27 protein-coding genes are annotated in these 26,139 nt (G+C 70.6%); 17 read left to right on the forward strand and 10 right to left on the reverse strand.

All coding sequences use genetic code 11. The features are described from left to right. Positions 1–14: 14 nt before the first annotated feature. Positions 15–1,379, reverse strand: a complete 1,365-nt coding sequence (locus ABEA39_RS11790; RefSeq protein WP_345376071.1) for a sensor histidine kinase — start codon at positions 1,377–1,379, stop codon at positions 15–17. Continuing rightward, positions 1,376–2,095 carry a response regulator transcription factor gene (locus tag ABEA39_RS11795; RefSeq protein ID WP_345376072.1) on the reverse strand — a complete coding sequence of 240 codons (720 nt, stop codon included), beginning with the start codon at positions 2,093–2,095 and terminating at the stop codon, positions 1,376–1,378. Before ABEA39_RS11795 ends, ABEA39_RS11790 begins: the two co-directional genes overlap by 4 nt. Positions 2,096–2,190: 95 nt before the next feature. Between ABEA39_RS11795 and ABEA39_RS11800 the strand changes: the two genes are divergently transcribed. From ABEA39_RS11800 to ABEA39_RS11810, 3 genes are all read left to right on the forward strand, one after another. Then, positions 2,191–4,023 carry a gamma-glutamyltransferase family protein gene (locus tag ABEA39_RS11800; protein ID WP_345376073.1) on the forward strand — a complete coding sequence of 611 codons (1,833 nt, stop codon included), beginning with the start codon at positions 2,191–2,193 and terminating at the stop codon, positions 4,021–4,023. 462 nt (positions 4,024–4,485) lie between these two features. Then, positions 4,486–4,689 carry a hypothetical protein gene (locus tag ABEA39_RS11805; RefSeq protein WP_345376075.1) on the forward strand — a complete coding sequence of 68 codons (204 nt, stop codon included), beginning with the start codon at positions 4,486–4,488 and terminating at the stop codon, positions 4,687–4,689. A gap of 10 nt (positions 4,690–4,699) precedes the next feature. Next, a complete protein-coding gene (locus tag ABEA39_RS11810; RefSeq protein WP_345376076.1) occupies positions 4,700–5,500 on the forward strand; it encodes a hypothetical protein in 801 nt (266 codons plus the stop codon). Between the two features lie 117 nt (positions 5,501–5,617). Here ABEA39_RS11810 and ABEA39_RS11815 read toward each other — a convergent pair whose 3' ends face one another. Then, on the reverse strand, positions 5,618–7,156 hold the full coding sequence (locus ABEA39_RS11815) for a YrzE family protein (RefSeq protein ID WP_345376077.1): 1,539 nt from the start codon (positions 7,154–7,156) through the stop codon (positions 5,618–5,620). A 168-nt stretch (positions 7,157–7,324) separates the two neighbouring features. Between ABEA39_RS11815 and ABEA39_RS11820 the strand changes: the two genes are divergently transcribed. Beyond that, positions 7,325–8,203 carry an HpcH/HpaI aldolase/citrate lyase family protein gene (locus ABEA39_RS11820; RefSeq protein WP_345376078.1) on the forward strand — a complete coding sequence of 293 codons (879 nt, stop codon included), beginning with the start codon at positions 7,325–7,327 and terminating at the stop codon, positions 8,201–8,203. Positions 8,204–8,344: 141 nt separating this feature from the next. On the opposite strand, the gene ABEA39_RS11825 is transcribed toward ABEA39_RS11820, so the two are convergent. Beyond that, the gene (locus ABEA39_RS11825) at positions 8,345–8,554 is read right to left on the reverse strand and encodes a hypothetical protein (RefSeq protein WP_345376079.1); all 210 of its coding nucleotides are present in this window, start codon (positions 8,552–8,554) and stop codon (positions 8,345–8,347) included. An 87-nt stretch (positions 8,555–8,641) separates the two neighbouring features. On the opposite strand from ABEA39_RS11825, the gene ABEA39_RS11830 reads away from it, so the two are divergent. Both ABEA39_RS11830 and ABEA39_RS11835 read left to right on the forward strand, forming a co-directional pair. After that, a complete protein-coding gene (locus ABEA39_RS11830; protein ID WP_345376080.1) occupies positions 8,642–8,923 on the forward strand; it encodes a hypothetical protein in 282 nt (93 codons plus the stop codon). A 3-nt stretch (positions 8,924–8,926) separates the two neighbouring features. Beyond that, positions 8,927–9,553, forward strand: a complete 627-nt coding sequence (locus ABEA39_RS11835; RefSeq protein ID WP_345376081.1) for a hypothetical protein — start codon at positions 8,927–8,929, stop codon at positions 9,551–9,553. A gap of 30 nt (positions 9,554–9,583) precedes the next feature. Here the strand turns inward: ABEA39_RS11835 and ABEA39_RS11840 are convergent, their stop codons facing one another. Beyond that, a complete protein-coding gene (locus ABEA39_RS11840; RefSeq protein WP_345376082.1) occupies positions 9,584–10,585 on the reverse strand; it encodes an alpha/beta fold hydrolase in 1,002 nt (333 codons plus the stop codon). 130 nt (positions 10,586–10,715) lie between these two features. Here ABEA39_RS11840 and ABEA39_RS11845 point away from each other — a divergent pair, with 130 nt between their 5' ends. From ABEA39_RS11845 to ABEA39_RS11855, 3 genes are all read left to right on the forward strand, one after another. Continuing rightward, positions 10,716–11,402 carry a PadR family transcriptional regulator gene (locus ABEA39_RS11845; protein WP_345376084.1) on the forward strand — a complete coding sequence of 229 codons (687 nt, stop codon included), beginning with the start codon at positions 10,716–10,718 and terminating at the stop codon, positions 11,400–11,402. A gap of 155 nt (positions 11,403–11,557) precedes the next feature. Next, entirely contained in the window at positions 11,558–13,288 is a 1,731-nt protein-coding gene (locus ABEA39_RS11850) for a hypothetical protein (RefSeq protein ID WP_345376085.1), read from the forward strand. 146 nt (positions 13,289–13,434) lie between these two features. Beyond that, entirely contained in the window at positions 13,435–14,817 is a 1,383-nt protein-coding gene (locus ABEA39_RS11855; protein ID WP_345376086.1) for an MFS transporter, read from the forward strand. 90 nt (positions 14,818–14,907) lie between these two features. Here the strand turns inward: ABEA39_RS11855 and ABEA39_RS11860 are convergent, their stop codons facing one another. Further along, a complete protein-coding gene (locus ABEA39_RS11860) occupies positions 14,908–15,603 on the reverse strand; it encodes an NAD(P)H-hydrate epimerase (protein ID WP_345376087.1) in 696 nt (231 codons plus the stop codon). Positions 15,604–15,642: 39 nt separating this feature from the next. Between ABEA39_RS11860 and ABEA39_RS11865 the strand changes: the two genes are divergently transcribed. Beyond that, on the forward strand, positions 15,643–16,437 hold the full coding sequence (locus ABEA39_RS11865; RefSeq protein ID WP_345376088.1) for an alpha/beta fold hydrolase: 795 nt from the start codon (positions 15,643–15,645) through the stop codon (positions 16,435–16,437). Positions 16,438–16,669: 232 nt separating this feature from the next. On the opposite strand, the gene ABEA39_RS11870 is transcribed toward ABEA39_RS11865, so the two are convergent. Beyond that, positions 16,670–17,323: a histidine phosphatase family protein gene (locus ABEA39_RS11870; RefSeq protein ID WP_345376089.1), complete on the reverse strand. Its 654-nt coding sequence runs from the start codon at positions 17,321–17,323 to the stop codon at positions 16,670–16,672. A 36-nt stretch (positions 17,324–17,359) separates the two neighbouring features. On the opposite strand from ABEA39_RS11870, the gene ABEA39_RS11875 reads away from it, so the two are divergent. From ABEA39_RS11875 to ABEA39_RS11905, 7 genes are all read left to right on the forward strand, one after another. Beyond that, on the forward strand, positions 17,360–18,658 hold the full coding sequence (locus ABEA39_RS11875; protein ID WP_345376090.1) for a M18 family aminopeptidase: 1,299 nt from the start codon (positions 17,360–17,362) through the stop codon (positions 18,656–18,658). A 135-nt stretch (positions 18,659–18,793) separates the two neighbouring features. Further along, the gene (locus ABEA39_RS11880) at positions 18,794–18,991 is read left to right on the forward strand and encodes a hypothetical protein (protein WP_345376091.1); all 198 of its coding nucleotides are present in this window, start codon (positions 18,794–18,796) and stop codon (positions 18,989–18,991) included. A gap of 168 nt (positions 18,992–19,159) precedes the next feature. Next, positions 19,160–20,887 carry a class I adenylate-forming enzyme family protein gene (locus tag ABEA39_RS11885; RefSeq protein WP_345376092.1) on the forward strand — a complete coding sequence of 576 codons (1,728 nt, stop codon included), beginning with the start codon at positions 19,160–19,162 and terminating at the stop codon, positions 20,885–20,887. Between the two features lie 88 nt (positions 20,888–20,975). Further along, positions 20,976–21,902, forward strand: coding sequence for an ABC transporter ATP-binding protein (locus ABEA39_RS11890; RefSeq protein ID WP_345376093.1), 927 nt, complete (start codon positions 20,976–20,978; stop codon positions 21,900–21,902). Beyond that, complete coding sequence (locus tag ABEA39_RS11895) at positions 21,899–22,804, forward strand: ABC transporter permease subunit (RefSeq protein WP_345376094.1); 906 nt, start codon at positions 21,899–21,901, stop codon at positions 22,802–22,804. The genes ABEA39_RS11890 and ABEA39_RS11895 overlap by 4 nt, the downstream gene beginning before the upstream one ends. A 134-nt stretch (positions 22,805–22,938) precedes the next feature. Next, a complete protein-coding gene (locus tag ABEA39_RS11900) occupies positions 22,939–23,442 on the forward strand; it encodes a glutathione peroxidase (RefSeq protein ID WP_345376095.1) in 504 nt (167 codons plus the stop codon). A gap of 133 nt (positions 23,443–23,575) precedes the next feature. After that, the gene (locus ABEA39_RS11905; protein WP_345376096.1) at positions 23,576–24,268 is read left to right on the forward strand and encodes an SDR family NAD(P)-dependent oxidoreductase; all 693 of its coding nucleotides are present in this window, start codon (positions 23,576–23,578) and stop codon (positions 24,266–24,268) included. Positions 24,269–24,352: 84 nt separating this feature from the next. Here ABEA39_RS11905 and ABEA39_RS11910 read toward each other — a convergent pair whose 3' ends face one another. The 3 genes from ABEA39_RS11910 to ABEA39_RS11920 form a co-directional block, all read right to left on the reverse strand. Further along, complete coding sequence (locus ABEA39_RS11910) at positions 24,353–24,646, reverse strand: hypothetical protein (RefSeq protein WP_345376097.1); 294 nt, start codon at positions 24,644–24,646, stop codon at positions 24,353–24,355. Between the two features lie 114 nt (positions 24,647–24,760). After that, positions 24,761–25,786: a bacteriorhodopsin gene (locus tag ABEA39_RS11915; protein WP_345376098.1), complete on the reverse strand. Its 1,026-nt coding sequence runs from the start codon at positions 25,784–25,786 to the stop codon at positions 24,761–24,763. Positions 25,787–25,799: 13 nt separating this feature from the next. Next, a complete protein-coding gene (locus ABEA39_RS11920) occupies positions 25,800–26,135 on the reverse strand; it encodes a DUF7882 family protein (protein ID WP_345376099.1) in 336 nt (111 codons plus the stop codon). Positions 26,136–26,139 lie beyond the last annotated feature (4 nt).

The raw sequence follows: 26,139 nt of genomic DNA on the forward strand, positions 1-26,139 counted from the left end.
GGATGAGGCCAGGGTTAAGCGCCGGGGAGGTCGACGGTCACGATCGTGCCACCACCGGGACGTGCCGCCGCTCTGATCGAGCCGCCATGGGCTCGGACGATCTGATCGGCGATCGCGAGCCCCAGACCCGAACCGGGGAGGCTTCGCGCGGACGGCGACCGGAAGAACCTGTCGAAGACGTACGGGAGGTCGGCGACAGGGATCCCGACCCCGCGATCGGCCACGACGAGCCGGATCCCCGTGTCCGTCGCCAAGGCCTGAACCTCGACATCGCCGCCGTCGGGGCTGTACTTGCCGGCGTTGTCGAGCAGCACGCTGACGAGACGCTCGAGGCGCTCGGGGTCGCCGGAGACGACGAGTGCGGCCCCGTCCGCCGGCGCTCCACGGAGCAGGAATGCGGCTCGAGCCCAGTGGCGACCGGCCGTCGCGACAGCTGCCTCCAGAAGAACGTCGAGGTCGACCTCGACGCGATCGCCGTCGAGCTCGTCGCCGTGCGCCAGATCGATCAGGTCGCCGACCAGAGATTGCAGGGCACGGAGCTCGTCGTCGACGGCACGGACGAGCTCGATTCGGGTGGCTGCGGCGAGGGCATCCGGCCGCTCCAGAAGTTGGAAGTTCGTCCGAAGGCTCGTCAACGGCGTGCGGAGTTCGTGCGAAGCATCTGCCACCAACTGCTGTTGAGCAGCGTTCGCGGCCGCCAATTCGGACAGCATGGCCGAGAACGACCGTGCAAGTCGTCCGAGTTCGTCGTCTCGCTCCACGGCCACGCTTTCGCGGGGATCGCGCGTGCGCGCGACTCGATCGATCGCGGCGGCCAGGGTTCGGACGGGGCGGAGGCCGACGCCGGCCACGATGTAGCCGATCAGGGCGGATGAAAGGACGCCGACGGCACCCAAGACGACCAGCACGGCGCGGATGCGGTCGAGGGTGATGTCCACCGTCGTGATCGGGAGGCCGACCATCACGGCCTCTCCCGGAACCGTCGGCATGACGACGACCCGAACGGAACGTCCCGGCGCCCTAACCGTGAAGAAGGCGACCGCGAGCCGCCCCCGAGCGACCTCGACGGCCTCCGACTTCACCCGCAACGGCGCGTCACCGGACTCGGGGGACGCCGAGGCGGAGATCAGGCGAGTACAGGCCGGCTCGCTCGCATAGCGACACGTATCCGAGGAAGAGGCGAGGAATTCCGACCCGGCCTGGACGAGCCTCTGAATCCGGGTCGCTTCTCGCTGTAGAGCGACGTCCTGACCCCGCTCGAGCTGACGCGCGACGACGAGGTAGGCGATGCCGGCCATGAGAAGGACGGCCGACGCCACCGTGGCCGCCAACAGGCCGGCGAGTCGTGTTCTGAGGCTCCCCTCGCGAGGGTGCCTCACGACGAGGCCAGCCGGTAGCCGAGCCCCCGGACGGTCACGACGAGGCCCGCCGCACCCGCGAGAGCGAGCTTGGACCGGAGCTGACTGAGGTAGACCTCGAGAGCGTTCGACCGCGGCCCTTCCTGACCTCCCCAGACGGCCTCGACCAGCGAGGCTCGGGGATGGGTCCGCCCCGGTTCTTCGAAGAACCGCTTCAGCAGGACCGTCTCGATCCGCGTCAGAGCGATCGCGTCCCGAGGGGAGAGGAGGAGTCTCTGCTCCGTGTCGAGACACAACTCACCGTGACTCAGACGCGCGCGATCGGGTGGGCGATTCCGGCGGACGAGCGCCCGTACCCGAGCCAGCAATTCGTCGAGGTCGAACGGTTTTCCGAGGTAGTCGTCAGCCCCGGCATCGAGCCCGCTCACCCGGTCCCGAGGTCGGTCGTGTGCCGTGAGCAGGAGGATCGGCACTCTGTGACCAAGGCCGCGGAGCGATCGGCACACCGCCAGCCCGTCGAGGCGGGGCAGTCCGACGTCGAGAACGATCGCATCGATGCTCGCCGAGGCGACGGCGGAGAGAGCGTTCAGACCGTCGTCGGCGACGGCGACCTCGTAGCCGTCGGCTTCGAGGGCAGTTCGGAGACCGAGAACGATGTTCGGATCATCGTCGACGACGAGGATGCGCGAGGCCGATTCTGCGGCCGGCGCGGCGTCCTGGCGTCGTGTGCGGTCCATCGTCCTCCTCCAGAGAGGCCCACCTCGAGGGGGCCGACCGACCATACGGGGCCGACCTGAGTCGAAGGTGAAACACCCTGAGGCACGATGGAGGCATGCCCTTCACTCCCCCCGACGCCCACCGCACGCGCCCTGTCCTCCGCGGATCCTTCGGCATGGTCGCCGCGACGCACTGGCTGGCCAGTGCCTCGGCCCAGTCCGTCCTCGAGCGGGGCGGCACCGCGATCGACGCCGCGGTGAGCGCGGCGTTCGTGCTGCACGTCGTCGAACCGCACCTCAACGGGCCGGGCGGCGACCTGTCCCTGATCTACTCCACTGCCGACGACCCGGGGCCGCACGTGGTCTCGGGGCAGGGGCCGACGCCCGAGGGGGCGACGATCGAACACTTCCGCAGGGAGGGCCTCGACCTCGTGCCGGGTGCCGGCGCCCTGGCCGCGACCGTGCCGGGGGGTGTGCCGTCGTGGCTGATGCTGCTGGCCGAGCACGGCACGTGGGAGCTCCGCGGCGTCTTCGAGCACGCCATCCATTACGCACGGAACGGGCATCCCCTGCTCCCGTCCGCCGCGCGGACCATCGCCACCGTGCAGGAGCTCTTCACCGAGCACTGGCCCACCTCGCGCGATCAGTGGCTCGTCGACGGCGAGCCGCCGGAGCCCGACTCGATCGTGACGAACGAGGCGTACGCCCGCACTCTCGAACGACTCCTGGCAGCGGGCGACGAGGCCGCCGCCCCTCTCGGCGACTCGACCGCGGGGCGCGAGGCGCGCATCCTCGGGGCCCTCGACGCCTGGCGCTCGGGGTTCGTCGCCGAGGCCATCGAGCGTTTCGTGGCGACGCCGCACCGGCACTCGACCGGCGGCGACCACGCCGGGGTGCTCCGGGCCTCCGATCTGGCCGCGTTCACCCCGGCGGTCGAAGAGGCGACGACCCTGGCGTTCCGCGGCGTCACCGTGGCGAAGACGGGCGCCTGGGGCCAGGGGCCGGTCCTGCTCCAGACGCTGGCGATCCTCGACACGTTCGACGACGAGCACCTCGACCCGTCCACCGAGCTCGGCGTGCACACGATCACCGAGGCGCTCAAGCTCGCCCTCGCCGACCGCGACGCCTACTACGGCGACCCGGGGCCCGACGAGCAGCCGGTGCCCCTCGACGTGCTCCTCTCGCCCGAGTACGCCCGCGAGCGGGCCGCCCTGATCGGGCCCGAGGCCTCGACCGAGTTCCGACCGGGCCGCGTGCCCGGGCGCACCGCGTTCCTGCCGCCCCTCGTCGAGGAGCACGCGTCGCCGACGAGCGGGCGGGCGGGCACCGGCGAGCCCACGGTCCGCGTCACCGGCGAGACGCGCGGCGACACCTGCCACGTCGACGTGGTCGACCGGTTCGGCACCATGGTGTCCGCCACCCCGTCCGGAGGCTGGCTGCAGTCGTCGCCCACGATCCCCGAACTGGGCTTCTGCCTGGGCACGCGGCTCCAGATGTCGTGGCTCGACGAATCGTCGCCGTCCCGCCTGCGTCCGGGGCGACGGCCGCGGACGACGCTGAGCCCCACGATGCTGCTCGTCGACGGCCGCGCGGCCGAAGCACTCGGAACACCGGGCGGCGATCAGCAGGACCAGTGGCAGCTGCTCTACCTGTTGCGGACAATCGTCGGCGGCTACGACCCCCAACAGGCCATCGACGCCCCGATGTTCCACACGACGCACCTGGCGGGCTCGTTCTGGCCCCGCACCTGGGAGCCCGCGGGGCTCGTCGTCGAGACCCGTCTCGGCGCCGACGTGCTCGACGGCCTCGCGCGACGGGGGCACCGGATCACGAGAGCGGGCGACTGGGCTCTCGGGCGGCTCTCGATGGTGGGCGTCGATCCCGCCACGGGCCTCCTGCGGGCGGCCGCGACCTCGCGCGGCTCGCAGGGCTACGCCGCGGGTCGCTGAGCCGGCGGGCACAGACACGGCGCGGGACCCCGGAGGAGGTCCCGCGCCGCCGACTCGCCTACCTGATCCTTTAGGCGAGGTGTACTCGTTTCTACCCCACAGCGGGGTCCGCGTCCATCCCGGAGGCCCTTTTCACCCGGAGCGGGTCGGCACCTCGTCCGCGCGGCCCGACGAACATGCCCCCGAGCCAGAAGGCATCGGGGGCATGTCGACGTCGAGAGGGGTTACGAGCCGGGCGGCACTCGGATCAGGAGAACGACGACCGACTCGTCCTCATCGACGCAGTGCGCTCGGTAACCAGCCGAGTCGCTATGCCACACTAGCCAAAATCTTTAGCGAGAGGAAAGAGTTCGTCCAGATTGACGACCAATCAGATCACTTTCCGGCTAAAACCGATCCCCTCGACCCGTGCGGGCCGCTCGACGGACCCGATGCCGCCTCGAGCCTGCGATAGTTGAGGCCGTGGAATACCTGCTCGTCGGCCTGCTCATCGCCGCCATCGTCGTGATCGTCGCCGTCCAGGCGGTCGGTCGCCACCGCCGCCTCACCCGCAAGGCCGACTCCGGTCAGACGACCCTCCCGCGCTCGACCTGGATCGTGTTCGGCGCGTCGGCCGTGTTCTTCGTCTTCGCCATCGTCGTCTTCCCCCTCCTGCTCCGGAAGTGAGGCGACCGTCGTGACCCGATCCCCCTCGCTCGGTTCCGCCGCCCTCTGGCACGAGCTGACCGTCGGCCTCGTGCTGCCCGATCGCGTCTTCGGCGCAGCGGTCGACATCGACGGCCTGCTCTCCGACCCCGAGCTGCACTTCGCGGCCACGCTCACCACCAGTCGCCTCCTGCTCATGCCCCGCGCCGGCTCGTTCGCCCGCCTCTCGCTCGAGTGGGAGACCCTGCCCGAGATCGGCGTCTTCACCGCGGCCATGCCGCCGGGCGACGACTCGCTGACGGCCGACGACCGAGGGCGCCTCGAGACCTGGATGCGCGACGTCGCCTCCTCCTGCCACGCCCTCCGCGATCGGATCCGCGAGTCGGCCGAGCGCGCGGTCCGCGACGCGTCGGAAGGGCAGGACACGAGCCTGCCCGAATCGCTGCCGCCGCACGCGCACGTCGTGTCGGCGCACGTCGGCACGCGCGTGGTGGGGCCGTCCGAGGGCAGCCCGGTCGGGGCGGTCGACGTGGCCGGCGCGGGCAGCGGAGCCGCGCATCCCCCGCTCGATGCCGTGACCGACGAATCGGTCTTCGTCGAGCGGGCGACGGGGCGCGTCCTGGGCCGCCGCCGCACCACCCGGGTCGAGGGCGAGGTCGTGGCCGTCGACTACCGGGCGGAGGATGCACGGGTCGGCCGGGCGGACCTCGTGCGCTGGTACGACCAGCACATCGACCGCGAGGTGCTCTTCGACGACGTATGGCAGGTGTACGTGCACCTGCTCGCCGGCCTCGAGGCCCCGGCCACCGTCGCCTACTTCACGGAACAGTGACCCCGCGGTCCACGCACGACTGATCCCCCGACGACGAGAGGTCCGCTCCGGGGCTCCGACACGGCGGTCGGGCCCGGGAACGGACCACTCGGTGTGACTCGGTGCGGCTGCGGCCGATCAGACCTCTTCGAAACCGAAACGGTCGACGCGGCGGTGGAAGCGGATGCCCGCGAGCCCTCCGACGAGGGCGCCGCCGAGCGAGAGCACCACGAGGAGCGCCTCGGCGACGATCGCCAGCACGCTGGTCAGGTCGCTGAGCGAGAGGGCGGAGCCGTCCGCGTTGGTTCCGAGCGACGTGAAGCGCTCGCTCTGACTGGCCAGGACGACGAAGACGACGCCGACGATGATCGACATCACGACGCCCCAGAGCCAGACCGCGAGGCCCTGCTTGAGACCGGAGAAGCGCGCCATGCGGCCGGCGACGAATCCGCCGACGAAGTACGACACGAAGACGATGACGAGGAACACGACGAGCGCCGTGATGCGCAAGGTGTCGGTGTCGAAGACCGACCCGAGCGACCGGATCTCGCGGCTGGACCCGGTGATGATCGAGGTCGAGGCGAGACCGGTGGCGAGAGTGATGCCGCCGGCGATCAGGTAGAGGATGCCCGCGAGACCCACGGCGGCGAGCCAGCCGAAGAAGGCGCTGCCGAAGTTGATCCCGGCGAACTCCTGCTTCTGGCGGAAGGCGATCTCGTCGCGGAACGCGCGACGCTGAGCCATCTCCTCCGGCGTGAAGCCGTCTTCGCCGCCGGCGATCTGGTCGCCGAAGCCGAGGCGCTCCGCAGGCGAGGTGCCGATGGTCCCGGTCGCGGGGGCCACGGGGATCGCGGTGGTCGCCTGACCGGTCGGCGGGGCGTAGGGGGTGGGCGTGGCTGCCGCGGCGGGTGCCGCGTACTCGGTCGGCGAGGCCGGCGCGGGCGGCGGGGTCCAAGCGGCCGAGGAGCGCGCGCCGTTCGGCGTCACGATGCGGGTGTCTCCGACGTCGTCCTGGTCGAGGGGCGCGGAGGTGCTGGCCGCGGCGGGGGTCTCGGCGGGAGCCGCGCTGCTCGGGCCGGCTGCCGCCGATTCGGTGCCGTGGGATGCACGGGTCTCGCCGGTCTCGCCGGCTCGGGCCGCCTCGGCGGCGCGCAACGCACTGTCGTCGTGCAGCGGTCCGCCGGGGGCGGACGCCGGCACGGAGGTGGCCGGGGGCGACAGCGGAGGCGCCGTCTGCTCGGGGCGCTCGCTCGAGGCGACGGACGCGGCGGCGGTCTCGGAGGAGGCGGGGGTCTCGGACGAGGCGGGGGCCGCCGTGGCAGCGGTCTCGTGCGAGGAGTCCGCGGAGCCGACGGACCAGGCGCGGGTCGGCGTGACCTCGGCGGAAGAGGCGGCGGCGGCATCCCCCGATCCGATCGCGTCGGCGGCGGGCACGGCCTCGTGCTCGTCGGACGGGGCAGCGTGCTCGTCGGATGACACAGCGTGCTCGTCGGACGGGGCAGCGTGCTCGTCGTCGACGGAAGGCTCGTCGAACGCCGCCGACTCGGACTGCGGAGCGTCCGTGCGCGTCTCGTCGGAAACCGTGTCGGTGCCGGGCTCGTCGAAGCCGGGCCGTTCGTCGTTCAGCACCGGCGAGGAGGGGTTCCCCTCGTGGCCAGGCGTGTTCGGATCCGTCATGCGTAGCTCCTCGTGATCGGTGTTCCTGGCGGACAGTACCCCTCTCCGGGCCGCGAGTGGGGGTCCCTCGCCGCGTGTGCGCAACCCCGCGACCCCCGGCCGCACATGGGATCCCCCGGGGCCGATAGCGTAGAGGGACCGATCGACGACGAACGAGTACGAGGCCCGATGAGCGACACCCCCTCTCCTGCGAACAGCCCGGAGACCGACCCGACCACCCCGAAGCCGCGTCCCGACGCCGAGATCGCGCGATCCTGGCTCCTCGTCCCCGGCACCGACCCGGCCCGATTCGACACCGCCGCCCGGTCCCGCGCCGACCAGATCGTCCTCGACATCGAAGACGCGGTCGACCCGAAGCGCAAGCCCGAGGCCCGCGACGACGTCGTCCGCTGGCTCGAGGCGGGAGGGAGCGCCTGGGTGCGCATCAACGACCACTCGACGCCGTTCTGGTCGGACGACGTCGACGCCCTTCGCGGCCTGCCGGGCCTCCTCGGCGTGATGCTCGCCAAGACCGAGGTGCCCGAGCACGTCACCGAGACCTACGACCGGCTCGGCAGCAACCACGCCGTGCTGCCGCTGGTCGAGTCCGCTCTGGGCATCGAGGTCTCGCCGTCGATCGCCAGCGCGCGCGGGGCGTTCCGTCTCGCGTTCGGCAGCGGCGACTACCGCCGCGACACGGGTACGAGCTCGGACGACATGGCCATGGCGTACCCGCGCTCCCGGCTCGTCATCGCGTCGCGCATCGGCAATCTGCCCGGCCCGATCGACGGCCCCACGGTCGGCTCGAGCCACGGCGTGCTCCGCGAGCAGTCGTCCGTCGCCGTCGCGCTCGGCCTGACGGGCAAACTCTGCCTCGACGTCGAGCAGCTGCCGGTCATCAACGAGGTGATCAGCCCCACGCCGTCCGACACCGCGTGGGCCCGCGACTTCCTGGCCGACTTCGAGAGCCGGGGCCGCATCATTCGCGACGGCAGCGACCTCCCCCGCCTCGGCCGCGCGCAGAAGATCGAGCGGCTGGCGACGGCGTTCGGGGTGCAGCCCCTGTAGAAGGCAGCCCCTGTAGACGGCAGCTTCTCCAGGGTGCGCAAATCGCGAGCGATCAGCGCCCGGCCCCACGCACCGACGGGCGGCTGCGGGGCCGGCGCGGCGAATCACTCGCGATGTGCGACCCGAGGGCCGGCAGCCGCCTCAGAGCCCGGCGCGGTGCCCGCCCGCCGACCCCGTGTCGACGTCGTCGCCGCCTTCCAGCAGCGGACCGTCGCCCTCCGTGATGTCGATGTCGAACCCCTTCACCTCGTCGGGCACGGGGTCGCCGTCACCCGACACGATGGCCAGGTCCTCCTTCAGGTTCTCCTCGTCCTCGACGAAACCGTCGTCCCACTTCGTGTCGTCGCTCATCGTGATTCCTCTCGTCGGGTCCGCCGCGTGGCACGCTGCGTCCTTCCCCAGGATGCACGCCCAGCCGAGGAGTGGCACGCTGGGATCATGCCCACCCGCCCCCGTCGCAGCACCGTTCGCATGACGCTCGACGAAGCGGAGCGCATCGTCGCCCTCGACGAGCAGAACACGTACGACCGCACCGACTCCGAAGTCGCCAAGATCGTGTCCGAGGCCCGCACCGTCGTCCAGCGCTCGGCGCTCTGGGGCAGCGGCCCCGGGCAGCCCGGTCGGCGTCGCAGCGTCTACCTCTTCGTCGCCTCCGCCGTGTTCCTCGGCGTCTGGGTGCTCGGGCTCCTGGCCCCGCTCATCGCCGGCCAGGGCAACTGAGCCATGCCCGCCCCCGCGGCGGCCGTCAAGGCCCGGCTCCTCCTCGTGGTCGTCGCCCTCCTGGCGATCCTCGGCATCGTGTCGGCGGCCGTCGTCGCCCACGAGCGCGCCACCGCGGTCGATCTCTCCCACGGTGCGGCGACCGAGGCGCCCTGGCCGGCTCCCGAAGGTCTCGGCACGAAGGATGCCCGCGCCGCTCTCGCTCGTCTCGACAACGTCTACGGCCAGAAGCTCGCCGAGCACATCCACGCGCATCTCTCGATCGTCGTCGACGGGCATCCGGTGACGGTGCCCGGCCAGATCGGTCTCGACGAGGCGCAGCACTTCGCCACCAGCCTCCACACCCACAACACGTCGGGGATCATCCACGTCGAATCCCCCGTCGTGCACGACTTCACGCTGGGGCAGTTCTTCACCGAGTGGGACGTGCGGCTCGACGCGCGCCACATCGGCGCGAGCGGAGGCGACCTCACCCAGACCCTGACCGTGTTCGTCGATGGCGAGAGGCGTCTCGGCGACCCGTCGTCGATCGTGCTGCACGACCTCGACAGCATCGAGCTCGTCGTGGCGCCGGCCGGTCAGGTCGTCCGAGCCGAGCCGGCCTTCGACTGGCCGTCGAACTACCACTGACGGCACCCGCCCCGTCGGCGAGCGGTGCGATCAGGCGGACTCCGCGTCGCCCTTCTCGTGGGCGGACTTCATCGCCTCGGCGTGGTCGGTCTTCCCCTTGGCGATGGTCTCGTCGTCCTCGGTCAGCATTCCGACCGCCTCGACGAACCGGCCCGCGACGGCCTTGGTCACGTCGCCCAGATCGGGATCCGCCGACGCCCGACGCCTCTGACTCGCCTGGTCGTGCGTCAGCCTGCGGAGGACCCCGCCCTCGTCGTACTCGAGCGGCTGCTCGGCGTGCTCGACGCACAGCCGCGCCACTTCTTCGGCGTGGGCGTGCATCACCGAGTGGGCTGCACCCGGGATCTCCCACAGGCGCGACGACGGCAGGAGCTCGCCGACCCGTCGGACCCACTCGCGCGGGGCGACGGCGTCGAACTCGCCCCTGATCACGAGGGTGTCGGCCTGGACTTTCGGCAGGGCGCGCTCGATCGGGAACCGCATCATCTTCGGCAGGATGCGCGAGAACCACTTCGGCCCGCAGAGCAGATAGGCCGTGACGGCGAGGAACTTGACGTCGCCCGGCTCGTGCCAGGCCGACTGGAGGAACCGGACCGCTTGCCGCCCGATGCTCCGCTCGCGCGGGTTGATCACCGGCCCGATCAGCACCGCGGTCGTCAGGTCCGGCCGACGGGCGAGGAGGTCGGTCACCACCTGAGTGCCCATCGAGTGCCCGACGACGACCGGATCGTTCAGCTGCATCTCGTCGATCACCCGCCCGACGAGGTCGGCGTACTTGCGAATGCTGAGAGCCTCGGCGGGATGCGCGACCCCGGCGAATCCGGGGAGGTCGAGAGCGTGCACGGGGCCGAACTCATTGAGGTTCGGCGCCAGTCGTTCGAAGTAGTTGCTGGCGACCCCGATGCCGGGCACGAGCACGAAGGGCCGCTCCCCCGAGTCTCCGATGGTGCTGACCCGGACGTAGGTGCCCTTGGCGATCCCCGTGCCGCGAACGCGCGTGACGGTGACGGAGGTGGAGGAGTCGGATGCCATCCCGACAGCTTGCCAGAGCATCCCGCGAAAAGATTTCGAAGTCGGTGTTGACTTAACGAACTATCACGATATATCTTTGAGCTATCGCCACCGAAGGCGGTCCCCGACATTCAACCGAAAGGAGTACCTCATGGGTACCCGACACAACCACTTCACTCCTGAACACCACCACCACGACTCCGACGGGCGCGCCGCCGCCTTCGGCGCACAGGGCTTCGGCGGCCAGGGCTTCGGCCCCGGCTTCGGCGCTCGTCGCCGCGGCTTCGGCCCGGGCTTCGGCCAGGGTGCCGGTCGCGGCTTCGGCCCCGGCGCCGGCTTCCCGGGCTTCCCCGGGTTCGGCGGCCCCGCGGGCTTCGGCCCCGGTCGCGGCGGCCGCGGCCGTGCTCGTAAGGGCGACGTCCGCCTCGCGATCCTGTCGCTCCTGGCCGACGCCCCCGCCAACGGCTACGGCCTGATGAAGTCCATCGGCGAGCGCACCGAGGGCGCCTGGAAGCCGAGCCCCGGCTCGGTCTACCCGACGCTCGCCCAGCTCGTCGACGAGGGCCTCATCGTCGAGTCCGGCGAGGGTCGCCAGTCGACCTTCGACCTGACCGAGGCCGGCCGCTCCTACGTGGCCGAGCACGGCGAGGAGATCGCCAAGGCCTGGTCCGACGCGACCGCCGTCGAGGGCCCGCACGACGAGTTCATCGGCAGTGCCGTCAAGCTCGCCGGTGTCATCAAGCAGTTCGCCTTCGACGCCACCCCCGAGCAGCGTGCTGCCGGTCAGGCCAAGATCGACGAGCTGCGCCGCGCGCTCTACACGATCCTCGCCGACTAGCGACGAGATCCCGCGGCGCCGCGTCCTCGCGGCACCGCATCACCCGAAGACCCCGATCGGCTCGCTCGATCGGGGTCTTCGTCGTGCCCCCACTCGTTACCGAACCGTCATCGGAAGTCCAGTCGGCTCATAGCGGATGCGAAGAATCTCGAAGGATGCAGCTCCACCGCACCGTGTCGCCCCGCTCGTCCGCGGGCAGCGACACGCTCCTCGCTCCCCCCGCCGGCCACTCCCGTATCCGCTCGGTCGCCCTCGAACTCGGCGGTGGCGCCGCTGCGCTGGTGCTGGGTCTCGCCGCCCTCGCCCACGTCGTCCTCTCGGCCCGATCGGTCGTGTTCTTCACGAACGGCGACTCCGTTCTGATGCCCCTGATCGAGCGCTCGCTCCGGGAGGGGCAGCCGTTCGACTGGGCCCTGTCGTCCGTCCTGTTCTTCGTCCCCGAGATCCCCGTCTACGCGGCCGTCTCGCTCTTCTTCCCCGACCCGCACGCGGCGATGCTCGTCAACGCGCTCGTGATCGTCGTCGCCCTCTACGCCCTCCTCCGCGGCCTCGTCGCCGTCGTGGCCCGGCATGCAGGTCGCCTGACGCGCATCCTCGTCGCCCTCGTCCCGGTGGCCATCCTGCTCGGTGGCACCCTGCTCGAACACGATCCCGGGCGCGACGGGCTCGAACTCGTGTCGCTCTTCCTGACCACGTCGTACTACTACGGCACCACGCTGGCGATGGTCGCCTCGTTCGCCCTCGTGATCGCGAGCGTGGCGGGCCGGAGCGCACGGAGCAGGCGCGCCGCACTCGTCGGGCTCGGGATCGTCACGGCGCTGGCCGTGCTGTCGAACCCACTGATCCTCCTCTGGGCGGTGGCCCCGAGCATCCTCACCCTCGCTCTTCTGCTTCGCCGGCGATCGTTCCCTCTCCGTGCGGCCCTCGTTCCCACGGCGGTCCTCGTGGCGGCGACTCTCGTCGGCTACCTGCTGCGGGTGCCGTTCAGGGCCCACATCGCCCGATCGATGGGCGCGTACTTCCACCTCGGCGCGTGGCACCGGAGCGCGCAGACGTTCATCGACGAGTTCTTCGGCACCGCCGCCGGCTGGCAGGGCTCGATCGAGATGACGCTCCTGGCCGTGGCGCTCGCCGGCACCTTCGCGCTCGCCATCGTCGCCCTCGTGCGACGCTGGCCGACGCGGATCGCTCTCGGGCTCGTGATTCCCGCCGTCTCGATCCTCGTCACCGTCGCCGGGTCCGTCGTCCTCGGCGAGACCGCCACCCGCTACCTGATGCCGCTCTTCTTCGCGCCGGCCTGCTCGGCCGTGGTGCTGCTCGTGCACGCGCTCGAGCGGTTCCCCGAACGGTCCGGGGTGGCGCTTCCCCGAGACGGGGCCTCGGCCCCGATGGGCCGCCGGATCCTCGCGGTCGCGCTCATCGCGGGCGCCGTGATCGGCGTCGCCTCGGTGCGCGTGACCACGACCGCGCCCTCGACCCAGGCGTACGCCCCGGCGACCTGCCTCTCCAACTGGATCGGCGGCCGCGACCTGACCGGGGCCGGCGAGTTCTGGACCATCCGCGCCCTCCAGGCCTACGGCGACTCCAGTGTGAAGCTGCTGCAGATCGGATCCGGCTACGGCGCCCACGTCTGGCTCGAGAACGCCGCCGACGACCGGGGGCAGGACATCTCGTACCTGGTGACCGACGACCGCAGCGTCTACGGCACGAGCCCCCTGCAGAAGCTCGGGGCCCCCGCTCAGACCATCACCTGCGGCCAGTACACGATCCTGGACTATCAGGGCACGCCGGGCGAGCTGCGTCTCAGCCAGCACGTCGCCGCGACCGCCGCGGCCGTGATCGCTCGGGACGGCCTCGTGTCGTCGCGAAAGCCCCTGCCGAACTGAGCGGTCCTCGGGGCTCACCTCGGGACTATCGTGCAACCGGTCGGCCCCCACGGCCGTCGCAGTCGTGCGGAGGGAGCACTCGGATGTCGACATCCACCACAGACGCGAGGAGCGGCGGGCCCGTCAGGAGCCTCGTCCCGGCCCGAATGGACCGCTTGCCCTGGACCCGGTTCCACTGGTCGATCATCATCGGCCTCGGAGTGTCCTGGGTCCTCGACGGGCTCGAGATCCAGATCGTCGCGGCCAATGGGTTCGCGAGCGAGTTCCACATGTCGTCGGGCCAGGTCGGCGCCCTCGGCACCACTTACCTCATCGGTCAGGTCGTCGGAGCGCTGGTCTTCGGACGTCTCTCCGACAAGCTCGGCCGCAAGAAGCTCTTCATCCTGACACTGGTCATCTACCTGATCGGATCGGGCGTCGCCGGCCTCTCGCCCGCGATGTGGTTCCTGTTCGTGTTCCGTTTCGTCGCGGGCCTCGGCATCGGAGGCGAGTACGCCGCCATCAACTCGGCCATCGACGAGCTCATTCCGTCGAAGTACCGTGGTCGCGTCGACATCGCCATCAACGGCACGTACTGGGGCGGCGCCGCCATCGGTGCGGCGGCCAACCTCTTCTTCCTCAACGACGACTACTTCGCCACCAACGTCGGCTGGCGCCTGGCGTTCTTCATCGGTCCGGTCATCGGCATCGCCATCATCTTCCTGCGGAAGAACATCCCCGAGAGCCCGCGCTGGTTCATGACCCACGGCTACGAGAAGCAGGCGGAAGACACCGTCGACGAGATCGAGCGTCGCGTGCAGAGCGAAGGAGGGGTGCTCGAGCCGGTCGACGACAGCCAAGCGATGGAGGTCAAGCGCACCGACAGCATCCCGTTCTCGCAGATCTGGCACGTGCTGTGGCACGTCTACCCCAAGCGCACCGTCACCGGGCTGACGATGATGATCACGCAGTCGTTCCTCTACAACGCGATCTTCTTTACGTACGCCCTGGTGCTCACGAACTTCTACCACGTCGGCCTCACGGGCCTGTACTTCTTCCCGTTCGCGATCGGAAACCTGATCGGCCCGTTGGTGCTCGGCCCGCTGTTCGACTCGATCGGCCGTCGCAAGATGATCTTCGCGACCTACGTCATCTCCGGCATCGTGCTGGCCGTCTCGGCTGGGCTCTTCAGCGCCGGCGTGCTGAACGCGGTGACGCAGACGATCTTCTGGTGCGTCGCGTTCTTCTTCGCTTCGGCAGGAGCGTCGAGCGCGTACCTGACGGTGTCGGAGATCTTCCCGCTCGAGATCCGCTCGCAGGTCATCTCGTACTTCTTCGCCATCGGCCAGATCTTCGGGTCGGTCGCACCGCTCATCTACGGAATCCTCGTGGGCGACGGCACCGATCGTGGCCCCCTGACGATCGGATACTTCCTCGGTGCCGGCATCATGATCGCCGGCGGCATCGTGGCGGCGATCCTCGGGGTGGACGCAGAACGAAAATCGCTGGAGTCGATCACGCAGCCGCTCTCGGTCGTCGGCAAGAACTAGCCGGGCCGCCGCGCGACGTATCCCGGTCACCGCACCGTGCCGCGGCGCGTCTCGGAGTCCGCGATGCGTCGCGCGGCGCGCGGCGCGCTGCTAGTCGGTGTGGACGACCGGGTCCACCCCGTCGAGGTCCAAGCCGATCTCGACGAGGTGGATCCGGCCCGCGAGACCCGACGCCGGAGGCAGCAGCAGCCCCGCCTTCACCGCCCCGAACGTGACGGTCACGAGGGCGGGCAGCACGAGGGGGTCGGGCACGGCCCCGTCGTCGGATCCGATCCCGCTCGGGATGTCGACGGCGACGACTACCGGCGCACCCGACATCCGACGGAGGACGCTCGGCCGGACCGCCTGGACGACGTCGCGCGCTCGGCCCCGGAGCGCCGGGCTGTCCGTCCTGCCGATGCCGAGGATCCCGTCCACGACGACGTCGGCCCCGTCGAGCAGGGCTTCGAACGCAGGGGTGCCGGGTTCGGCGTGCCGGTCGCCGGCGTCGGCGCCCGCCGTGATGGCAGCGGCCAGGGCATCCTCGTGCCATCTCGTGCCTGTCGTGAGGATGCGCACCCGGACGCCGGTCGCGGCCAACCGTGCCGCGGCGTAGAGCGCGTCGCCGCCGTTGTCGCCACTGCCCGCGAGCACGAGCACCACCCCGGGCGTCGTGCCGCGGTTCTCGAGCACCCGCCGAATCTCGTCCGCGAGCCCGTCGGCGGCCCGCTGCATCAGCGGAACGCCTGCGTCGAGCAGAGGTTTCTCCGCCTGTCGGATCTGGTCACTCGAGTAGCCAAGGGTCATGGGGACAAGGATGCTCGCTCCTCACGCCAGAATGGGTGCATGCGGGGCACAACGAGCAATCCGACCGACGGCACCGAGATCGCGTACGAGGTGGGCGGTTCGGGCGAACCGCTGCTGCTCGTGCACGGATCGGGGCTCTCCAAGGGCACCTGGCGCGGCCTCGGCTACCTGAAAGACCTGGAACGCGACTTCACGGTCATCGCCCTCGACCTGCGCGGGCACGGCCGAAGCGGCAAACCTCACGAGGTCTCGTCGTACCTGCCGCCGGCGTTCATCGGCGACGTCGAGAGCGTGCTCGACGCCGTCGACCTCGGGCCCGTCCACTACGTCGGGTACTCGGTCGGGGCGCGGATCGGGCTTCGGATGGCCGCCGGCACCCCGGAGCGGCTCCGCACCCTCACCACAATCGGCGGCTCGTTCGAGGCCATGACCGACCAGATCGGGCGGACCTTCTTCCCGACCTGGCGCGAGGCGCTCGAGACCGGCGGCATGGAGGGCTTCATCAAGGCCTGGGGCGCGCACCGTCACCGCCGCATCGACGCCGCCACCGCTTTGGCCTTCCAGCAGAACGACCCGGTCGCCCTCCGCGCCTACTTCGAAGGGCTGGAGTCGGCTCCGCCGCTCGGAATCGAGGGCGCGTCGAAGATCACGGTGCCGACGCTGTTGCTCGCCGGCACCGACGATCCCGACCGGTACCGGCAGTCGCAGGAGGCCGCGCGGCGCATGGCGCACGGCAGCTTCTTCGAGCTCGTCGGCCAGGACCACGCGTCGTCGCTGCTGCCCGTCGACGAGGTGACCGATCTGATCCGCACGTTCCTCGAGTCGCTCAATTAGCGCCGGCGCACCGGGCGTCGCCGGCGGCCCCCGTCGTTTCGGCACAACCCCTGATGCGGCTCGACGGGTTTTCGCCGAAACGGAGGGGTAAGAGTGCCGGGGATGCGGGGCTCGCCGAAACGGAGGGGGCCTGCCGAAAACACGGGGGCTTGCCGAAACGACGGGGGCCTGCCGAAAACACAGGGGCTCGCCGAAACGACGGGCGCCCGCCGCAAGCGACAGCAGACGAAGGTCAGCGCTGGCCCGTGGGGTCCGGCGCCGCCGCATCCGCGAGGGTCTCGCCGCCGACCGGGTCGCCGGCCCACGATGCGATCCGCCACCCTTCGGACGGCGAGCCGTCGAGCGCGACGATTCCGGTGTTGTCGAGGTTGTGCGTCGTCAGGAAGGCGGCGGGAAGCGCGGGGTCCTGTGCGGAGGCCCAGATGCGGATGGCCGCGCCGTGGCTGACGACGGCGCCGACCGCGATACCGGTCGCCGCGAGCGAGGCGACCGCAGCGTCGTAGCGCGCGAAGAACTCGACACCGCTCGGGCCGCCGGGGATGCGGGGCGAGAGATCGCCCGCCACCCAGGCGTAGATCGGGTCGAGGAACAGCTTGTACGACTCCTCGTCGGTCGCGTCTTCGAGGTCGCCCGCCTCGATCTCGCGGAACCCGCCGTCCACCACCGGGGTCAAGCCGAGCGACGCGGCCAGAGGCGCAGCGGTGAGATGCGTGCGCACCAGCGTCGAGACGCGGATCTCCTCGATGCCCGCGTCGGCGAGCGCCGCGGGCAGAGCCGCCGCCTGCTCCACGCCGCGCTCCGTCAGCCCCGGGCCGGGAGCCGCCGTGGCGAGCCGCCCCTCGACGTTCGCGGGGGTCTGGCCGTGGCGGATCAGGTACAGGCGCATGACACCCGAGCCTACGGTGCGGCAGTCTAGAGAACGATGACTCCCACGAACGACGCCACCGACGCCCACCTCGCCTCCCTCTCCTCCCTCATCACGGCCTCGCCGTCGTCGTACCACGCCGCCGCCGAGGCGGCCCGTCGCCTCGACGCCGCAGGCTTCGTCGGGCTGAGCGAGACCGCCGACTGGCCGACCGGGCCGGGCCGGCACTACGTCGTGCGCGACGGTGCGATCATCGCCTGGATCCGTCCGGAGGCGGCGACCGCGACGAGCCCGTTCCGCATCGTCGGAGCCCACACCGACTCCCCGTCGTTCAAACTCAAGCCCTCCCCCGACACCGGCACGAGCGGTTGGCAGCAGGCCGGCGTCGAGGTCTATGGCGGCCCGCTGTTCAATTCGTGGCTCGACCGCGACCTCGAGTTCGCGGGGCGTCTGGCCACCTCCGACGGTGCGATCCACCTCGTCCGCACCGGCCCGGTGCTGCGCTTCCCGCAGCTCGCCGTGCACCTCGACCGCTCCGTCAACTCCGAGGGTCTCAAGCTCGACCCGCAGCGGCACCTGCACCCGATCGTCGGCGTGGACGGGCCGACGGGCGGCGACATCCTCGCAGCACTGGCAGCGGCGGCGGGGGTGGACCCGGCCACGGTCACCGGGCACGACGTCCTCGTGGCGGACACCGCGCATCCCCAGATCATCGGATTCGACCGCGACCTGTTCGCAGCCGGCCGCATGGACAACCTGACCTCGGTGCACGCGGGCCTCGAGGCCCTGATCGGCAGTGCCGACGCGATCGCCGCGGGCAGCGTGACCGCCGTGCTCGGCGCGTTCGACCACGAAGAGGTCGGCTCGGCCTCGACCTCCGGCGCCGCGGGGCCGTTCCTCGAGACGGTGCTGACCCGGATCTCGCACGGCCTGGGTGCCAGCGACAGCGAGCGGTTGCGCGCCTGGGCCGCCTCCTGGCATCTCTCCTCCGACGCCGGTCACGCCGTGCATCCCAACTATTCCGAGCGCCACGATCCCGCGAACCACCCGCTTCCGAACGGCGGCCCGCTGCTCAAGATCAACGCCAACCAGCGATACGCGTCGGATGCCCGGGGCGCAGCCGAATGGACGCGCGCGTGCGAGCAGGCCGGTGTGCCCTTCCAGACCTTCGTCTCGAACAACGCCGTGCCGTGCGGCTCCACCATCGGGCCGATCACGGCGACCCGTCTGGGGATCCGCACGATCGACGTCGGCGTCGCCCTCCTGTCGATGCACTCGGCCCGCGAACTCTGCGGCGTCGAGGACCCGGGGTATCTGGCCCGGGCCGCCTCGGCGTTCCTGTCCCCCGTTTCCTGAAAGAAGCCCTTTAGACCCACGTCAGCAGCAGCGTCAAGCCCCCGTCGCCGTCATTGCACCCGGTCGAATAATTTGCGAAAGTTCCTTCATGCGAAGGGTGAATGACGTCGACTGCGCCGACGAGGCGGCAGCGCGATGACGAGCAGCGCCTACGACCGCGATCCCGGTGTGCCTCCGGTGCACGTGGAGCACCTCGGCAAGCATCACAAGACGCCGACGGCCTCCGTGCCCGTGCAACCCCGCGTGCCCGCACCCCGGCCCGACGACGGGCCGACCTACGCCGACTTCCTCGAGCACGACGCGTCCGACCGCGCCACGGACGAGTTGGGCTGACCCGGGGGACGCGGGCCGGGCATCCCCCGATCTCTCGCGTTCTGGCGGTGGACAGGTCTGTCGTAACGCCAGCCTCCGTGGGCTATTGTCCGATGGGATGCTCGAACAGGGGCAGCATCCACGGAGACGGCCGCGCTGGGCGGCGGAGTCTCGAAAGGGGAGAGCCACGTGACCACGACCACATCGAACGCGAGCCCGCAGTCGCCGACCGGAGCCTGGAGCGGCCCCAACAGCGACTACGACCCGACGACCTTCCAGGGCGTGTTCGCGAACCACTTCACCTATGCGAACGGCATCGAGCGGAACATCCACCGCTACGCCAAGCGCACGGCGCTGACCGACTCGGAGACCGGCGAGAGCTGGACCTACCAGCAGCTCGGCGCCGTCACCGGGCAGCTCGCGGCCGGTCTCGCCTCGCACGGCGTGGGCACGGGCGACGTGGTCTGCTACCAGTTGATGAACCGCCCCGAGTTCGCGTTCCTCTACGTGGCCACCCAGGGCATCCGCGCCGTCGGCTCGCCGATGAACTTCCGTCTCGCACCCGCCGAGACCGCCTACATCCTCGACGACTCGCGCCCGGTCGTCTTCTTCTTCGAGGCGAGCGACGCCGGCCTGATCGCCGCCGCGCTCGAGATCGCCTCCTTCCGCCCGTCGGTGCTCGTCGCCGTCGGCCCGGAAGACGTCAGCGCCGTCGAGGGCGCCGTGCCGTTCTCCGCCCTGCTCGACGAAGGCGCCCCCTCGTTCACCGCGCCCGTCGACGGCACCACGTGGGACGAGACGACGCGCCTCTACACGTCCGGCACGACCGGACGTCCGAAGGCGGTCCCGCTCACGAGCCTCAACGAGGTGCTGACCGCGCACGACGTCATCATCAACATGTCGCTGACGCCGAAGGACAAGACGATGAACATGTCTCCGTGGTTCCACCGCGGCGGCACCTACTGCGCCGGTCCGAACACCGTGTTCTACGTCGGCGCCGAGGCCGTGACGCTGCCGCGCTTCGACGCCGGCAAGGTGCTCGACCTGGTGCAGGACAACGGCGTCACCTACGTCATCGGCGCCCCGACCAACCTCGAGCGCCTGGCCGACGTGCAGGAGTCGCAGCCCCGCGACCTCGCCACTCTGAAGGGCATCGTCACGATGGGTGCGCCCTTCGAGCGGAACGCGGCCCTGCGCTACCAGAAGGTGCTGACGCCGAACATCTCGAACGGCTACGGCACCACCGAGGCGTTCTGGAACACCTTCCTCCCCGGCGACGAGCTCACCACCTACGCCGGGGCCGCCGGTCGCGCCAGCATCGACGACGACGTGGTCGTGGCCAAGGTCGTGGGCGAGGGGCTCGGGGATCCGAAGAACCAGGTGGCCACGGACGGCAAGGAGATCGGCGAGGTCGCCGTCCGGTCGATCAAGTCGGGCTACACGTACCGGAACAACCCCGAGGAGGACGCCAAGAAGTTCAAGGACGGCTGGTTCTTCGCGGGAGACCTCGCCACCTGGAACGAGGACGAGGTGATCACGGTCGTCGGCCGCAAGGACGACATGATCATCTCGGGCGGCGAGAACGTCCACCCCGTGCAGGTCGAGGAGGTCCTCGCGAGCCACCCCGCCGTCGCCGACGTGATCGTCTGCGGTCTGCCCGACACCGAGTGGGGGCAGCTCGTGGTCGCCTACGTCGTCCGCCGGGCGGGCCAGCTCGCCGACGTGCAGGAGGCCGCCGACGCGCTGGAGCAGTTCTGCCACGACAGCATCGACCTGTCCGACTTCAAGCGGCCCCGCCTGTACTCGTTCGTCGACGAGCTCCCCTACACGGCGACCGGCAAGAAGCAGCACTTCATCATGCAGGACCGCGCCCCGCGCGACCACGACGAGGGGCAGTTCGTCAAGCCGCGACGCTAGTCGGCCCCGGGGTCCCGGAGGGCCGGTACCCCGGGACCATGCCGCCGCGCAGGGGTTCTCCTAACGTGGCGGTCATGGAGCAGAACTCATGATCGTCGCCGAGAACCTCACCAAGCGCTACGGCGAGCGCGCCGCCCTCGACAACGTCTCGTTCGAGGTGAAGCCCGGCCTCGTGACGGGCTTCCTCGGGCCGAACGGTGCCGGCAAGTCGACCACGATGCGTCTCATCGTCGGGCTCGATCGAGCCACCTCCGGAGACGTCACCGTCAACGGCAAGCACTACTCCCAGCACCGGGCCCCGCTCCGCGAGGTCGGCGTCCTCCTCGACGCGAAGGCCGTCCACCGCGGGCGCAGCGCCTTCGACCACCTGCTCGCCATGGGGGCCACCCACGGCATCGGCAAGAAGCGCGTCGAAGAGGTCATCGCCCTGACCGGTCTCGAGTCGGTCGCCAAGAAGCGCGTCGGCGGGTTCTCCCTCGGCATGGGGCAGCGTCTCGGCATCGCCGCGGCCCTCCTCGGCGACCCCGACACGCTCATCCTCGACGAGCCCGTCAACGGCCTCGACCCCGAGGGCGTCGTCTGGGTGCGAAACCTCGCCCGCCACCTGGCCCGCGAGGGCCGCACCGTCTTCCTCTCCTCGCACCTCATGAGCGAGATGGCCCAGACGGCCGACCACATCATCGTGCTCGGTCGCGGCAAGGTGATCGCCGACGAGCCCGTCCAGACGATCCTCGCCCGCGCCAAGGGCGACGGCGTCCGGGTCCGCACGCCGCAGGCGTCGCAACTCGCCCCCCTGCTCACGCAGCCCGAGGTCACGGTGACCGGAACGGCCGCCGACCTCCTCGAGGTGCACGGCCTCGCCTCCTCGCGCATCGGCGAGATCGCCGCTTCCGCCGGCGTCGTCCTGCACGAGCTCACCCCTCTCGACGGCTCGCTGGAGGACGCCTACATGGCGCTCACCGCCGACGACGTCGAGTACCGCACCACCAGCGCCGCTCCGGAGGCAATCGCATGACCACCGCCACCACGACCACCGAGCCCACCGGCCCCGCGACCCCCGCCGGGGTCCCGGCCCGCTCGCACGCCACTCTCAGCCGGCTCACGTTCGGGGGGATCCTCCGCTCCGAGTGGATCAAGATCCGTTCGCTCCGCTCGACCTTCTGGTGCTACCTCTTCATCGTGATCATCAACGTCGGCTTCGCGGCCCTGGCCTCCTGGCTCGTGGGGGCCGGCAGGGGCCGTGGCCCGGGCAGCGCCCTCTCGACGGCCGGCGGACCCGCCGAGGCCATCGGGATCATCACGGCCGGCCTCACGCTCTCCGTGCTGATCAGCGCCGTCCTCGGCGCCCTGATGATCACCGGCGAGTACGGCACTGGCATGATCAAGTCGACGCTCACGGCCGACCCGCGTCGCTTCGGCGCCGTCTTCGGCAAGGTGCTCGTCTTCGGCATCAGCTCCTTCGTCATCGGCCTCGTGTCGCTCGTCGTCGCCGCTCTCGTGGCCACGCCGGGTCTGAACCACAACAACGTCAGCTTCGACTGGAGCGACGGCCAGTTCTGGCTCGCGCTGATCGGCGGCGCCGGCTACATCGCTCTCGTCGGCTTGATCTCGTTCGGCCTCGGAGCGATCATCCGCAGCACGGCCGGTGGCATCGCCGCCGGAATCGGTCTCGTCTTCATCCTCCCGATCATCGGAACGATCTTCAGCGCACTGACCTCGGTCGCCTGGATCACGAACCTCATCGCGTTCCTTCCGAGCAACGCCGGCGGCAAGATCTACGCCTACGGAGCAGGCACGTCCAGTGTGAAAGACGGACTGATCACGTTGGATGCGACGCAGGGCCTGCTCGTCCTGCTGGCCTGGGCGGTCGTCCTGCTCGCCATCGCCACCGTCACCATCAAGCGACGCGACGCGTAACCTCGCGGCCGTCCCATAGCAAGGCGACGGGTGTCGCTCGTAGACTTCCCCTCAGACATCGTCCATCGACTTCCGTCGTCGACCGACTCACGTCGCGAACCGACCGACGTCGTCCACCGACCCGAGGAGCAGTCATGACGAGCGACACCCTGTATTCGATCCCGGTCGACAAGGCCGACGGCACCACCACCACCCTCGGCGAGTACGACGACAAGCTCCTCCTGGTCGTCAACGTCGCCAGCCGCTGCGGCCTCACGCCCCAGTACGGCGACCTCCAGGCCCTCCAGGAGAAGTACCGCGACCAGGGCCTCCAGGTCGTCGGCTTCCCGGCCAACCAGTTCAACGGTCAGGAGCCCGGCACGAACGAGGAGATCCAGGAGTTCTGCGTCGCGACCTACGGCGTCGACTTCCCGGTCTTCGCGAAGATCGAGGTCAACGGCGAGAACCGCCACCCGGTCTACGACGTCCTCACCACCACGCCCGACGCCTCGGGCGAGGCCGGCGACGTGCAGTGGAATTTCGAGAAGTACCTCGTCGCGCCCGGCGGCTCCGTCGTCGCCCGCGTGCGTCCCCGCGAGAGCCCGGCCACCGACGAGTTCGTGGCCCTGGTCGAGGCGAACCTCCCCGTCCGCGTCTAGCCCCTCCCCCGGCACACAGGCGTTCGTCGAGGCCGCGCTCGACGCGCGCGCAGTGGACGCCGAGGGTGGTACTCGCGGTCCGTACGCTGAGCGGCCCCTGGCTGCGCACGGGCCGCGAGAGCAGGCTGAGTGCATGACAACGACACTCATCACCGGCGCCAACAAGGGCCTCGGCTACGAAACCGCCCGACGACTCCTCGAAGCCGGCCACACCGTCTGGATCGGCGCCCGCGACCGGGCCCGCGGCGAGGAGGCCGCCACCGCACTCGGCGCCTCCTTCGTCCAGCTCGACGTGAGCGACGACGCCTCCGTCGCCGCCGCCGCAGCCACCGTCGGTGCCGCAGGCGGACTCGACGTGCTGATCAACAACGCCGGCATCACCGGCCCGCAGAAGGACGCGGCCGACATCACGGGAGACGACGCCACGAGCGTCTTCCAGACCAACGTGATCGGGATCGTGCGGACCACGCAGGCGTTCCTGCCCCTGCTCCGTGCATCCTCCGCCCCCACGATCGTGAACGTGACCAGCGGTCTCGGCTCGTTCGACGCCGTGCACGACCCCTCGCGCATCGAGTCGCAGGTCATCGCGCCGCTCTACAACGCCTCGAAGTCGGCCGTCACGATGCTGACCGTGCAGTACGCGAAGGCGCTTCCGGAAGTCCGCATCAACGCGGCCGACCCCGGCTACACGGCGACCGACCTCAACGGCAACTCGGGTCACCAGACCGTGACGGAGGGAACCGACGCCATCGTCGAGCTCGCCACTCGCGGCGGCCAGGGCCCGACCGGCACGTTCATCGACCGCAGCGGAGTCGCGCCCTTCTAGTCGGGCTCCGTGGGGGCGGAGCGCGGGATGCACCGCCCGCCCCCTCGCGGAGGCCCGGCCTCGCGTCGACGAGCGGGAGCCGGGCTACCGCGTGCGCGCGGAGGGGGCCGTGTCGTCGTACCGAGCGATCGGCAGGGCCACGACGGGCACAAGGGCCGCCCGGCACCGGAACATCAGCGCGGCGTAGCTCGGGTTCTCGGCCTCGACGGACCCGCTCTGCGCGAGGCCGTCGCCCGCCCGACTCCCCGCCGGCCCGTCGCCCCGCCCGATGATCGGGGTGACATCCGCCAGGCCGATGCGCGCGGGATCCCGTCGCCGGCGGGACAGGTGCTCGACGCGTAGGCCGACGACACCGGGTTCCGATCGATACGAGCTCATCCCGCCACCACCCTTCGCGTCGAAGACTGACAGCCGCGGACGCCCGGCGCGAGCCTGCGGCGAGGGCTTGACAGGGTGAGTAGAAAGACGCAAGAGCCTGTCGGCTTCCGCCGCTCAGTTCCCCCTGTCGGCCTCGGCCTCGGCCCCGGCCGAGATCGACGGCGAGGGGGCGGCCACGGCCGAGCCCGTCGGCTGCTCGCTCCGGCGCTGGTGGACGGCCGATCCCTCGGCGAGGTGCACCTCGAGCGCGACCCCGGCGTCGGACACCTTCTCGGACGAGATCCAGATCGATTCGGCATGCACGTCGTCGCCGGCCCGGACGTCTTCCGCGGTCCGCATCTTCGCGACGCGCAGCACGACGTTGCCGAAGACGAGCTTCACGGTGACGTCGGCGACCGTGTAGGCCACCTGCATCAGGGTCGACCAGGCCCCCGACGCCCCGAAGAGCGGCAGGGCGTACACGATCGGGTAGACGACGAAGCTGATCAGGAGGATCGCGTTGGCGCGGACGAGCAACCGCCACGAGGCGGCGGTGAGGGTGTCGCGGGATGCACGGACGGCACGCACGAGCACGACGACGAGGCCGGCCCAGAACAGGCACCCCACCAGACCGCCGGAGACGAGCATCCCGCCGTCCAGGGTCGCCGCACGACCGCCGACACCGGTGCCGCCTCCGGACGCGGCGGACTGCGAGGTGATCCCGCCGACGAAGCCGCTCGCGATCATCAGGAACGCACACCCGATGGCCACGCGCCCCGCCCGCCGGGCCGCGTCGCCGACGAGACCGCAGACGCCCAGCAGCTCGAGGCAGAGCAGCGGCACCGTCACGGACCACTCGAGGTAGCGGAGGGTCGTCAGGGCGGTGCTCGACGATCCGGGCAGCCAGTGGTCGCCGACGCGGTGGTAGCTCAGCACGAATGCGATCGCGAGGCCGAGATAGGAGAGGAAGGCGACGACGAGGATGCTCACCCGCGCGGACACGACCGGCCGGTAGCGGGATCCCACCTCGCCCTTCGTCATGACGCTCCTGATCGTGCCGGCCAGGAACGCGAGGGTCGCGACCCCCAGCACGTAGCCGGTGACCTGGTACTGGGCATCGCTGAGCGGCGCCGTCCACGGAGCGGCGATGGCCCCGATCACGAAGCGGGGCCCGTCACGAAGCGGCCCTGGCCAGGCGCGGCCCAGCGGGCGCCCCCGGTTCGGCCGTGAACAGAAGACCCGTGCCACTGTTGGCGGAGAGCGTGAGTTCGGCGATCCACTCGCGGTTGATGGCCGGCATCCGGTTGCCGAGGAACCGGAAGTAGAGGATCGAGCTGGGGTCGAGCCAGATGGAGCTCCGGCCGCTGCCGAGGGAGACGTCGTCCACCCAGGAGAAGGCGAAGCTCTCCTTGAGGCGGAGCTTCGTCGTGATGACGATCTGCAGGTGCATGAGAGCTCGGTCTTCGAAGGTGACGACGACGCTCGGATTCCCGTAGAGCAGTGTGCCCATGCGT

Origin of the sequence: Frondihabitans cladoniiphilus, from assembly GCF_039544345.1 — a bacterium.
In the GTDB taxonomy this organism is placed as follows: Bacteria; Actinomycetota; Actinomycetes; order Actinomycetales; family Microbacteriaceae; genus Frondihabitans; species Frondihabitans cladoniiphilus.

Bases quoted from the DNA above. Each gene is read 5' to 3' on its own strand.
- ABEA39_RS11795 (WP_345376072.1), bottom strand. From the start codon at position 2,095: ATGGACCGCACACGACGCCAGGACGCCGCGCCGGCCGCAGAATCGGCC.
- ABEA39_RS11800 (WP_345376073.1), top strand. From the start codon at position 2,191: ATGCCCTTCACTCCCCCCGACGCCCACCGCACGCGCCCTGTCCTCCGC.
- ABEA39_RS11815 (WP_345376077.1), bottom strand. From the start codon at position 7,156: ATGACGGATCCGAACACGCCTGGCCACGAGGGGAACCCCTCCTCGCCG.
- ABEA39_RS11820 (WP_345376078.1), top strand. From the start codon at position 7,325: ATGAGCGACACCCCCTCTCCTGCGAACAGCCCGGAGACCGACCCGACC.
- ABEA39_RS11825 (WP_345376079.1), bottom strand. From the start codon at position 8,554: ATGAGCGACGACACGAAGTGGGACGACGGTTTCGTCGAGGACGAGGAG.
- ABEA39_RS11830 (WP_345376080.1), top strand. From the start codon at position 8,642: ATGCCCACCCGCCCCCGTCGCAGCACCGTTCGCATGACGCTCGACGAA.
- ABEA39_RS11835 (WP_345376081.1), top strand. From the start codon at position 8,927: ATGCCCGCCCCCGCGGCGGCCGTCAAGGCCCGGCTCCTCCTCGTGGTC.
- ABEA39_RS11840 (WP_345376082.1), bottom strand. From the start codon at position 10,585: ATGGCATCCGACTCCTCCACCTCCGTCACCGTCACGCGCGTTCGCGGC.
- ABEA39_RS11845 (WP_345376084.1), top strand. From the start codon at position 10,716: ATGGGTACCCGACACAACCACTTCACTCCTGAACACCACCACCACGAC.
- ABEA39_RS11850 (WP_345376085.1), top strand. From the start codon at position 11,558: ATGCAGCTCCACCGCACCGTGTCGCCCCGCTCGTCCGCGGGCAGCGAC.
- ABEA39_RS11855 (WP_345376086.1), top strand. From the start codon at position 13,435: ATGGACCGCTTGCCCTGGACCCGGTTCCACTGGTCGATCATCATCGGC.
- ABEA39_RS11860 (WP_345376087.1), bottom strand. From the start codon at position 15,603: ATGACCCTTGGCTACTCGAGTGACCAGATCCGACAGGCGGAGAAACCT.
- ABEA39_RS11865 (WP_345376088.1), top strand. From the start codon at position 15,643: ATGCGGGGCACAACGAGCAATCCGACCGACGGCACCGAGATCGCGTAC.
- ABEA39_RS11870 (WP_345376089.1), bottom strand. From the start codon at position 17,323: ATGCGCCTGTACCTGATCCGCCACGGCCAGACCCCCGCGAACGTCGAG.
- ABEA39_RS11875 (WP_345376090.1), top strand. From the start codon at position 17,360: ATGACTCCCACGAACGACGCCACCGACGCCCACCTCGCCTCCCTCTCC.
- ABEA39_RS11880 (WP_345376091.1), top strand. From the start codon at position 18,794: ATGACGAGCAGCGCCTACGACCGCGATCCCGGTGTGCCTCCGGTGCAC.
- ABEA39_RS11890 (WP_345376093.1), top strand. From the start codon at position 20,976: ATGATCGTCGCCGAGAACCTCACCAAGCGCTACGGCGAGCGCGCCGCC.
- ABEA39_RS11895 (WP_345376094.1), top strand. From the start codon at position 21,899: ATGACCACCGCCACCACGACCACCGAGCCCACCGGCCCCGCGACCCCC.
- ABEA39_RS11900 (WP_345376095.1), top strand. From the start codon at position 22,939: ATGACGAGCGACACCCTGTATTCGATCCCGGTCGACAAGGCCGACGGC.
- ABEA39_RS11905 (WP_345376096.1), top strand. From the start codon at position 23,576: ATGACAACGACACTCATCACCGGCGCCAACAAGGGCCTCGGCTACGAA.
- ABEA39_RS11910 (WP_345376097.1), bottom strand. From the start codon at position 24,646: ATGAGCTCGTATCGATCGGAACCCGGTGTCGTCGGCCTACGCGTCGAG.
- ABEA39_RS11920 (WP_345376099.1), bottom strand. From the start codon at position 26,135: ATGGGCACACTGCTCTACGGGAATCCGAGCGTCGTCGTCACCTTCGAA.